At 31.3% G+C, this 9,895-nt stretch carries 13 protein-coding genes; 1 reads left to right on the top strand and 12 read right to left on the bottom strand.

The window, feature by feature from the left end; genetic code table 11:
* Positions 1-69: 69 nt before the first annotated feature.
* The 7 genes from HOG71_13815 to HOG71_13845 form a co-directional block, all read right to left on the bottom strand.
* Positions 70-1,959: an AAA family ATPase gene (locus HOG71_13815; protein MBT5991922.1), complete on the bottom strand. Its 1,890-nt coding sequence runs from the start codon at positions 1,957-1,959 to the stop codon at positions 70-72.
* 629 nt (positions 1,960-2,588) lie between these two features.
* A complete protein-coding gene (locus tag HOG71_13820) occupies positions 2,589-3,329 on the bottom strand; it encodes a hypothetical protein (protein ID MBT5991923.1) in 741 nt (246 codons plus the stop codon).
* A 287-nt stretch (positions 3,330-3,616) separates the two neighbouring features.
* Positions 3,617-4,069, bottom strand: a complete 453-nt coding sequence (locus HOG71_13825; protein ID MBT5991924.1) for a hypothetical protein — start codon at positions 4,067-4,069, stop codon at positions 3,617-3,619.
* Between the two features lie 34 nt (positions 4,070-4,103).
* On the bottom strand, positions 4,104-4,724 hold the full coding sequence (locus HOG71_13830) for a hypothetical protein (GenBank protein MBT5991925.1): 621 nt from the start codon (positions 4,722-4,724) through the stop codon (positions 4,104-4,106).
* A gap of 264 nt (positions 4,725-4,988) precedes the next feature.
* Positions 4,989-5,786 carry a hypothetical protein gene (locus HOG71_13835; GenBank protein ID MBT5991926.1) on the bottom strand — a complete coding sequence of 266 codons (798 nt, stop codon included), beginning with the start codon at positions 5,784-5,786 and terminating at the stop codon, positions 4,989-4,991.
* 52 nt (positions 5,787-5,838) lie between these two features.
* Complete coding sequence (locus HOG71_13840) at positions 5,839-6,132, bottom strand: hypothetical protein (GenBank protein MBT5991927.1); 294 nt, start codon at positions 6,130-6,132, stop codon at positions 5,839-5,841.
* Positions 6,133-6,215: 83 nt separating this feature from the next.
* A complete protein-coding gene (locus tag HOG71_13845; protein MBT5991928.1) occupies positions 6,216-6,515 on the bottom strand; it encodes a zinc-ribbon domain-containing protein in 300 nt (99 codons plus the stop codon).
* A gap of 287 nt (positions 6,516-6,802) precedes the next feature.
* On the opposite strand from HOG71_13845, the gene HOG71_13850 reads away from it, so the two are divergent.
* On the top strand, positions 6,803-7,378 hold the full coding sequence (locus tag HOG71_13850; protein ID MBT5991929.1) for a hypothetical protein: 576 nt from the start codon (positions 6,803-6,805) through the stop codon (positions 7,376-7,378).
* Between the two features lie 30 nt (positions 7,379-7,408).
* Here HOG71_13850 and HOG71_13855 read toward each other — a convergent pair whose 3' ends face one another.
* The 5 genes from HOG71_13855 to HOG71_13875 form a co-directional block, all read right to left on the bottom strand.
* A complete protein-coding gene (locus HOG71_13855; GenBank protein ID MBT5991930.1) occupies positions 7,409-8,059 on the bottom strand; it encodes a heavy metal-binding domain-containing protein in 651 nt (216 codons plus the stop codon).
* A 262-nt stretch (positions 8,060-8,321) separates the two neighbouring features.
* Positions 8,322-8,867 carry a hypothetical protein gene (locus HOG71_13860; protein ID MBT5991931.1) on the bottom strand — a complete coding sequence of 182 codons (546 nt, stop codon included), beginning with the start codon at positions 8,865-8,867 and terminating at the stop codon, positions 8,322-8,324.
* A 203-nt stretch (positions 8,868-9,070) separates the two neighbouring features.
* A complete protein-coding gene (locus tag HOG71_13865; protein ID MBT5991932.1) occupies positions 9,071-9,280 on the bottom strand; it encodes a hypothetical protein in 210 nt (69 codons plus the stop codon).
* A gap of 93 nt (positions 9,281-9,373) precedes the next feature.
* Complete coding sequence (locus HOG71_13870) at positions 9,374-9,679, bottom strand: hypothetical protein (protein MBT5991933.1); 306 nt, start codon at positions 9,677-9,679, stop codon at positions 9,374-9,376.
* Positions 9,680-9,718: 39 nt separating this feature from the next.
* Positions 9,719-9,895, bottom strand: a 177-nt coding sequence (locus HOG71_13875; protein MBT5991934.1) for a hypothetical protein, incomplete at its 5' end; no start/stop codon positions are given.

The following is a 9,895-nucleotide window of genomic DNA, read 5'->3' on the forward strand; positions in this document are numbered from 1 at the left end:
CCGTCGACAAAATTTCCAGTTTCCAAATTGGAAAGATTGGAATTGGAAAATTATTGACATATATTTTCCTTACTTTTTGTACCAAACTCCATTTTCCTCATAAATATATTCTTCAAAAGTTTTAAAAAGATCATAGCAGGTTGACTCTCCTTTTACAATATCAATTTGGAGTTGTTTTACAATGTCCTTTTTTTTATGCCCCTTTCCATCTTCAAAGTAGTCCATAAAGATTTTATATCTATCTGAAACTGGTTCATCTGTACTTTCAAAGATGAGTGTTTCCGGATTTAATAATAAATTCATTGATCTGATATTCTCACCATGGCGAATTTTGTCAAATTTCACTTTAATGCTGTGGTTTTGTTTTATAACAGATTCCAATTTGATCAAAGTATCCAATTCCCCCTCTATTGATGTTGCACCTCTGGACTGTCCTGATTTTGATAAATGGTGACATATAATTGCTGACCTTCCATTACCAGTGATAGTAGATCGAACAATATCCAAAACCCGTTGCATAGCTCCATTATCATTTTCATCAGCTGTATGACATTTTATAAAAGTGTCCAATACAATTACATCCGGGTCACATTCATTTATTAAGGATGAAAAAAGTAATAAATCGTCATCATTCAGAAGATCATAAGGTCTTACAGGAATAGGGAAAAAGGATTCTTTTGGTGGTAATATCTCGTATTCACTCATCATTCTAAGTCTGCTTTTCAAACTCCAAAATCCACCTTCAGCCAATAAATAAAGAACTCTTCTTGGCTTTACAATATCATGACCAAACCAGGGTTTTCCAGCACTAAGATGAATTGCAAGATTCATTGCAAGTATTGTCTTTCCAACTCCTGGATTGCTAACTATCCCCATAATGGATTCCACTGGGAGAATACCTTCTATCATTTCAATAGGTTTTTCACGACTATCCATTATAATCCCCCAAAAATCCATGCGTTTATCAATAATTTGAAGGGAGGTCCTGGAATTAGTTTTATGATCATCTACGGGAGATTGAAAATCCCTAACATCTGATAATATATCTTCAAAATTCACCAGGTCCTTATTTGTGAAAAAGTCTGTAATATCGAATTTATTTGGGAACCGATCAGGCCAGGACACAACCTCAACTTTCATTATTGGGAATTGCTGTATCAATCTGTTAAAAAGTTTAATCGATCCATTTTTGCCAGCCTCGTCATTGTCCAGTAATATCTTGATATGCTTGAATTTCAAAAGGGGTGATAGGTCTTTTGGGATTGATCCTGCACCAGTAGAACTTGTTACTGCGTTATAACCTTGAGAGATTAAAGAAACACAATCCTTCTCTCCTTCGCAGAAAATCAGAATCTCATCAGAATTGTGGTTTTTAAATAAGTTTAATGGGTAAAGGCGACACTTTCCATACCCTTCAATTGAATATGGTGTTTCGCCTGATACAGATTTATGAAATTTCAAATTGATTATTTTACCGGCTTCGTTTAAATGTGGAAATGTGAATCGTTTTCTTTTAGCACAGTATCCTACAAATAGTTTCTTTACCACTTCAATAGACCAAGAAGAAGGTGGGTCCAATTCAGAATAATTTTCAATTAAATATTTATGACAATCAAACGCCAGTTTTTTGTTCACATCATCCAATTCAATCGGTTGTGCAACGGCATTATGCCCATTTTCTCTGGATTCTGTCCATTGAGTTGAGTAATTCATTTTAGAGCCTGTATGACCGTTTTTTGAATATGGTACTGGATCGATTTGAACCCTTTTTGCAAACTCAAAAGAATCTCCAGAAAGACCACAAGTAAAACATATCCATAGTCCTTTTGAGATATTGACAGAAAATGATGAGTTATGATCTTCATGAAAAGGACATAGGCCGGTCCGTTGATCCCCACGACTTGTAAGATTTTTGATGTTTGTGATGAATAGATTTTCAATTTCTGTGTGTGAAACCATAAGAGTCCCGTTTTTCTATCAATTCATCAATCTTTTTTTGAAGATTCTTTATTTTCGAACCAGTTTCCTTTGAAGGTGTTGCTGGCATATTATTAATCTCGAGTTGTAAGAGCCGAATACGATTATTTAATATGAGTATTTTCAATTTGAAAACAGCTTTTATATCAATGTGTCCAAAGAACATTATTTTTCGTGATTTCTGAAAGAAATTTCCCAACATTATAAACCTGGTAAATCTTGATAGTTTTTCAAGTGATTGGCTAATTGATTAGTTTGAGGATTCTGTGTACTGTTTGGAGACGTGGGCTTTAATAATCTCTATGGCTTCAAATGAATACAGTACTGGGTAACCAGCTCCTGAGGATTCCTTGATTATGGGCAATCTCCTGCAGGAATGTAAGTATTTTATAATGTATGGTTGACAACCGGTTTTTTCTACCAATTCTTTTAAAGTCAAACTGATTTTATTCATAGTAAATCCTTATAATTTTACTATAAGTAAATTAATTCAGTTGTCCATTAAAGTATGGGAAGGAATATAAGAATATAGCAGTAATATGGTATTATTACTGCCCCATTTTAACTAAAAATCGGAAGGAAAAACTACCAAATTGAAATTGTTTAATCAGTTAATTTTTAAAAAAGTTCGTTCTAATTCTTCCCTTTTGTTTTATTATAAAATTTGGATTTCCTACTTTATAATCAAAATCTCCAAATTCGAACACTTTGAATAACTCATACACGATATTAATTTGTGTGGCATTTTTTGAAATACCTACATCATTAAGGGCAATTTTTAAATTATCTATGAAAGGCTTAACAAAGGCATACTTACTTGAATTTTCACTGTAGATCTGATTCTTCATTTTTTGATATTCTGATAATTTTCCATCGATATAATCTAGATAAATTTTACTATTCTTTTTAATATCCTCATAGACTCCTGAAATACAACCGACCATATTTTCATCAATAGTTGTAATAGTTTTTAGAATTACTTCTTTCACCTTTTCTAACCGTCTAATTGCTCTTTCAAGTTCAACTTGCTGACTTTCTCTATATTTCTGATAAAGTTCTTTTTGTCGATCCAAATTCATTTCAAGTATTGCAATAAATGAATGATTGATAATTTTACGCCACGTAGAATAATTTCCGGATAAACTACATTTATTCATCCATTGTATTATATTATCAGCATCACGAGTGGTTTCAATATAGCGGGTCAGAATTGTTGGGTGGTTATGTAATCCTCTTTGACTTACTTGTACGAATGGATCAAGTTCTTGATAAATATACTGTTCTGGGTCACAGGCAAAATCTGGGAGAGGTTTCCCACCTAAATTTCTATGATTTACTTTAGGTTTTGGCATTTTTGACACCCTTCAATCTATTATCCTTTGATGAAATGCAGGAATCATGAAAGGTTGCGGCTGTCCTCAGATAGATCAAACCGGTACAACAATGCAATTATAATACATTATTCCCCAAATCGGTACAATCTCCATATTCCAATAAAGTATTAAAGTATTTGTTTGAAAATATTCATTTTTAACCATATGAAACCGTTTTCAAATGTTTGATCTATTTGAACTATATAGATTAGATAATAATTATTTTCTGATAGTTTAAATATTTATAGTGAGTTAGTTTCTTATATTTAATTAAAATTCAAACTTTCAAACCCAATACAATCATTCAACAAATTTATTATTTTAGGATCATCAACATCAAATAAATTAGCAATAATTGTATGAATAAAATCTTGAGATACTGTTACTTTCAAATCTCTTTCCTTTTTTGTTGCTCCTTTTAATAAAATAAGAGGATCAAGGAAATTTAATACATATCTAGTCCCAATTGGAGATTCTGCACAACCTATAACTTCCCAATCCATCTGTGATATTTTATCAACACTTGAACCAGGCAATAGATCTTTTGGCTTACCAAAAAATCTAATTTGCAGCCAATGTTTCCTATCGTTTTTTTTTGCATCTAAATAAGGGTGGAATTGCAGAAAAAAACAATCTGCTTCAAAATTTGCCTTTAGAATTAATTTTTCCCATTCGGGTTGGATTGCCGCCATTTTAGATTTTATTCCACCTTCTAACATATACTATCCCTCCAATAATTATATTTAATAATTGTTAAATATAATTTTTTACTTTACAAATGTACTCGAAAACGATTTGATGCTCATCTAATCCTTCTGATTGAATAAAATCTTTTATTACGTTGTCACCTATCCCTCTAATCACGATTCCCTTTTCATCAATTACCTCCGGGCATCCTAAATCCATTAATTGATTTAAAATTCTATGAGGATTTAGATTGGATGAATAATCTGTACCATAATAATATCCCCAATACCTTCCGTTTATATCATATGATGTGAGCAAAGATAATGGATTTGGAAAATTTTGTATAAAATTTTCTACCATATCTTTATTAGAATTAAAACCGCTAGTATTACTAAAATGTAAGTGTTGCGGTATCCTCGACACTCCCTTTGGATATGGGAATGGAAATCTTTCACACAACTTGTTATAAAACCTTTTATTAGGATATCTTATATCAGTACAATTTTCGCATCCACAATCAGAATATGTATGAATCACCCAAAATCTTCCACAATGACTACATTTTTTCCCGTCTAAATCTGCTGAACCGGCAATATCAGAACGTCTTTTAAAGGATATTTTATTCTTACAATGTATACAATTTATAACATTCGCATAATCGTATAATATAGCATCAAAAAATCCCATAACTGACTCCTCTCTGAGATTTAAATTTGAACTCTTTTTCCTTGATAAAGAGCCATTTCTGAAATGATAACTGTATTGTTACTCATTCTTAATATACTCGTATATAACATTAAGTAATATCGGTATGTGTCACTATATGGCGTTTCGTCTATCCTAAGCAATTACCCTCAGCTTTTGGTAAAATTCTTTAATGTTCAATTGTGTATTTTTATTTGAATTTGAAATGCATGATTTCTTTAATAAGATAATCGTCTGCATATTAGGTCAATTTTGATTCCCCAAATATTTTACTAATGCTTTTTCACCATCATCAATATTGTATAATTCATATCGATATTCACCAATAGGTGACTTGCTTTCTAAAACTGTTATGTTACTGACTGGTAGCCATAACATTGTATAAATTTTATCAATAGAATGAACTTCCCATAATGATCCATCTTCAAGTGTGATCATAATACCATTAACAGACTTTTTACTAATCCAATGCCCTCCTCCAATTCCTATGTACATATAGTCATCTATTGTCACAGGTTTTTTAGGAGTATTCACCTTATGACTAGAGATTTCATTCACTCTAATATATTCTAAAATAAAAATCCCAAGATATTCTTCTAAAGTTTCAACTATAAAAGATTTATTCCCCGAATGAGTTCCACTCCCACCAACGGAATATGTAACTGCAAATACACTATATATCTCTTCATCGACATAGTAATCGACTTGACGTTTAAAATCTATATCAATTTTAAATGAATTTCCAATCATGTTAATATTTATGTATAAATATATTTTGTTAAAATTCACATTATTCGAACTACTAATTTGTATTCTATTTTTTCGCAACAACTTTTCTATTTTAATTTCAATTAACTCTCGTGTCAATCCAATTTCTATTGCTTCATCTGGCATATTCTCAACAAGAAAATACATCCCTGTCCCAGGTGAAACTTCGAGTCCACTGGGCTGAGCCGATGTAAAGCCAATACTTAATAGAATTAGTAGTAATATTTTTATTTTCATTGTAATCTCAAAATCTGTTTTCAGTACCCAATACAGCATTGGACTTAGTCTTTTTTGTCTTATGCAGCAATTTGTTCTAATACCTGACTGATTAAAAATTATTGGGATTTTCTTGTGCATCTTTTTCTTTAGCAATTTTATTTGCAAGTATTACATTTTCAGCATGAGTTCTTTCTTTATCATTTGAGAAGTGATGAGTATTAGTTGTTTGAAAATTTGTGGATTTTGTTGAATTTTGTTTTTGAAGTTGGATGAGAATCTTGTTCAAAATATCCTTCCTTTCATTGATTTTCCAAAACCAACACCAAAATTCTCTTAATAGTAAAAATAATCCCGATATTAATGCGACAGCTATTAGGAATGAACTAGAATCTTCCATGCCCATACTTATATCCTTCCAGAGTTAGAATTTAGTTTAATCATCATTACACACACTAACATCACCATATTCAGCAGTTGTTTTCCCAATCAGGAACCGTAAGCAATCCATATACCCACTCCAACCGTTGCAAATGCAGATACAATACCAACAGGAAAACTTCCAAAATATATGCCTGCAATAATTGAAACAATTATACCAACAAGGGCAAAAGCATTACCTAAATCGTTCCTTAGTTTTGAACGCTGACGGCCCTTTTTGACAGGTTCTGAGCTGTCAGATGTATCTTTATTTGGTGGTTTACTTTCTAATGGTCTTCCGCATTCAATACATGTAGAAGCTTGATCGGAAATTTGTTTTCCACAATCAGGGCACGGTATTAGTGACATTATCAATATCTCCTATTTTTCATTATATCAGTATTTGCTTGATAAATCTAGTCCATCACACAACGGGCAGAGAACTCGATATGCTTTTAGTCAAAAATATGTTCATTGTATTTATTGGTGAATTTCCATACGATTACCCAAATATTTCTAATAGCTATGCTTTCATTATAATATGTAATTGTATATTTATATCCTAATTGATTATAAAAAGCGTGTAATAAATTACAATATAGCTCCTATATAACTCTTGATGCTTTTTATTACTGAATTAACAATACGATTTTCATATGATTAAACCAATTTCTGAAGGAGAAGAGAAAATGAAATTAGCCCTACTCTTATTTTGCTTATTAATCACTCCAATTTATCCAAAGTTTGATGTAAATAATTATGGTGGCAGTGGAACAGTATCAATTCCTAATGCGTTATTAGGATTGAGTTTTTTTCCTAAGGTAGATGATGGTTGGTATTTTAATGGCAAAATGAGTTTTTCTCCAATTGATATGAGAGATGAATTTTATGATCATTCCTCAAAATGGAGTGAAACTCTTGGAGATTCTAAAAAAGGTGATAAAATTGAGTATACTTTGTTAAATGCTGGTTTAACAAAAAAATTAAAAAATAATTTAATTGTCTATGGCGGATTAGGTTGGGTAATAATAAATGAGTATTTTCAATATTACGACGAGTACCATATTTTAGGCAAAGATGGAGAGTATTGGGTGAATGGTGATGATAAAGGGAATAGTATCAACTTAAATGGGGGAATGATCATCCCCAGCTCGTCAACAAACTATTTCAATTATTTCATATTAGATTTTGACTTAAACCCTCTCCAGTTTTCAATTGGTCTTGGTTGGTAATTGATTACATATCATTTTAAAAGCATACAATTAAAATTCATTTATTGTATACTTTGTAAGATGTAATAATCTTTTATTAAGAGATATTAGTTCATTCATCTGCTCCGATTTTTCAACTCCAAGAATTTCAACATTTTTTAATTTTATCGCAGTCCCTGACATACACACCATTAGCATTCCCTTCAATCCACCAACTTCAGCGTAGTCAATATCTGTAGCAATTATAGCATTTGCTCCTAAATCTAAAGCCTGTTTTCTAAGTTGAGTTATACATCTTGTTTCACCAGATTTTAGTTTTTTATTGTATTGTCCAGATTGCGTACCAAATATATCTGCAAATGAAGAAGTAAATTCAGATATAAAACCAGTTCCTGTTGTACTTTGTGATGTAACTAATTCCAAAATTTCATAGTCCCAGTTCATAGGAGAATGAATTGAGACAACGGGGACATTTGATATCAAACTTTCCAGATGAGTAAATAGTTCTTTTCTTTCAGAAATTAATTTTAATCTCGCAGGCTCATAGAGACTATCACCACATTTGTTGCAATAAGTATCGTAAGTTTCGTCATTAAATTCATTAATTATTATCGTTTTCTCATTGCTGATAAATTTTTCACTTGCAATCCAGCCAGATTTTACCTCTACATTACACTTGGGACATATTTCTTGAACCGCCATTTATTTATCCTTATGATTTAATTTTGAAACCAGCAAAGTAAGCTACAAAATTGATTTAAGTAATAATTCCGAAATATCATTATTTAAATTTAGTGAAATACTTGCACCACAGAAAGCCTTCTCAAGTAATCTATCCAATTCTTGACGATTGTGTTAAGATGAATTACTTTTATATTACTTTACTCTTAAGACCTACTTTTCAAGATCCAACAAACAATGTTACTTATACAATAACAAGCCGAAAGAAAAAAGATATATTAGTCTACCCATATACCTGTATATAGAGATTGATTAAATCCTTTTTGTATAATTTTTGTGCTTGAATAACATGCTCTCCCCAGAACCCATTTTTTATTACCCATATAGTCTGGGCAGATCCTGATCCGTGCTCCATTGTACAATTTATTCCATCAATAACAAACTCTTGACCAATTAAAGAATTTATAATAAAATCTTTAGGATATTGATTAATTACTTCGATATCTGGAAGATTTAGATTATCATCAAGATGGTTTTCAGATTTATTTTCCCCACTAATAAGTCTGTTATGGCTTACTCCAAATAATGATGATTTTCTATTAATTTGGTGATTTTCCTTTGGATTAGAATTATAATAAATATCATAATTATTATAGCATTCCATTGAATAGAATACTTGATTTGGATAATTAGAATGAGTTATTTCATATTTAGATCTTGCGTCATGCCCACTTTGACACCAAGAACATTTAGATCTTAGCATATATTTCAATCCAATAATATCAAACACTGATGGATAAATTCTTTTTTTTAATAGTTCACTTGACATTCGATTATATATTTTCTGCCAATTCCCTGAAACAAATTGATTGCAAAAATCTTAATGTGCTTTGCAATTTACTTCAAATATGTTGACCAATTTCTTATTCCCAATTTCATAATTTGAAATAATTTCATCGTCATATTCTACCTCGATTCTACCTTCACAAGCCGCTGTTAAAAATATTAAGATAAATAAAAAGATAATTCGCATTAATATTTAGCCTCAAAAAAATATCCACAAGAGGCGCATTTCCATCCCTTTAACTTTTTATAGCCTAATCTGCCTGAAGCGATCATTAAAATGATTCCAAAAATAGTTCCAAATGGAAACAAGAAGAGTAAACCAAATGCAATAATAAATACGAGCACACCAACAATCTGAAGCCCAATATTTTTGTCAACCTGCTTGCTCTTTTCCATTTTCCCACCGCATTGAATGCAGTTAATAGATTTAATAATATTTGTATTCCTTGAAAAGAATTTCTTTTTAATACTAAATCCTAATAATTGTAATTAATCGTCATTATTCTGAGTAGTCTCAACTAATTTTTTAGTCATTAAAAAATATACTTCATCCATACCCCTATCAGCTGTGATGACTTTATCAAGATTCCATCCATCTTTATATAGCTTTTTAAGCGTAGTTGCTCCCTCTACCTTGTCCGGACTTTTAAACATTATTTTAGCTTGTGCAGGAACAAGAATTGCATCCTCATCAAAAAGCATGGAATAGTTTTTATGAAGTTTATACACCTTCACATCGCTACTACCTGCAATAATTAGTGAAATACAAAATAATGCTATCAGTAGTTTTTTCATTTTTATCTCCTTTAATTTCATTAATAAATATATTTGGTCCTAATCCACATCCCTGACACAACGAACTGAAAAGCCGTATTGTCTTCCCCAATTCACTCTACTAATTGTTCCAGAGCCTCCGCCCATACTTCGTGCCCAGGCAGCATTACCATTCAATGTAGCAGTCCACAAATAGGTTGCATAACCAATGAATAAATAGTCGTATAAATCTGGATA

This window comes from Bacteroidota bacterium (assembly GCA_018698135.1).
GTDB lineage: Bacteria > Bacteroidota > Bacteroidia > CAILMK01 > JAAYUY01 > JABINZ01.

What these genes read in the sequence shown, in the direction of transcription:
- HOG71_13850 (MBT5991929.1), top strand. Translation starts at nt 6,803, where the DNA reads ATGATTAAACCAATTTCTGAAGGAGAAGAGAAAATGAAATTAGCCCTA.
- HOG71_13840 (MBT5991927.1), bottom strand. Translation starts at nt 6,132, where the DNA reads ATGGGCATGGAAGATTCTAGTTCATTCCTAATAGCTGTCGCATTAATA.
- HOG71_13830 (MBT5991925.1), bottom strand. Translation starts at nt 4,724, where the DNA reads ATGGGATTTTTTGATGCTATATTATACGATTATGCGAATGTTATAAAT.
- HOG71_13835 (MBT5991926.1), bottom strand. Translation starts at nt 5,786, where the DNA reads ATGCTGTATTGGGTACTGAAAACAGATTTTGAGATTACAATGAAAATA.
- HOG71_13825 (MBT5991924.1), bottom strand. Translation starts at nt 4,069, where the DNA reads ATGTTAGAAGGTGGAATAAAATCTAAAATGGCGGCAATCCAACCCGAA.
- HOG71_13855 (MBT5991930.1), bottom strand. Translation starts at nt 8,059, where the DNA reads ATGGCGGTTCAAGAAATATGTCCCAAGTGTAATGTAGAGGTAAAATCT.
- HOG71_13815 (MBT5991922.1), bottom strand. Translation starts at nt 1,959, where the DNA reads ATGGTTTCACACACAGAAATTGAAAATCTATTCATCACAAACATCAAA.
- HOG71_13820 (MBT5991923.1), bottom strand. Translation starts at nt 3,329, where the DNA reads ATGCCAAAACCTAAAGTAAATCATAGAAATTTAGGTGGGAAACCTCTC.
- HOG71_13865 (MBT5991932.1), bottom strand. Translation starts at nt 9,280, where the DNA reads ATGGAAAAGAGCAAGCAGGTTGACAAAAATATTGGGCTTCAGATTGTT.
- HOG71_13870 (MBT5991933.1), bottom strand. Translation starts at nt 9,679, where the DNA reads ATGAAAAAACTACTGATAGCATTATTTTGTATTTCACTAATTATTGCA.
- HOG71_13860 (MBT5991931.1), bottom strand. Translation starts at nt 8,867, where the DNA reads ATGTCAAGTGAACTATTAAAAAAAAGAATTTATCCATCAGTGTTTGAT.
- HOG71_13845 (MBT5991928.1), bottom strand. Translation starts at nt 6,515, where the DNA reads ATGTCACTAATACCGTGCCCTGATTGTGGAAAACAAATTTCCGATCAA.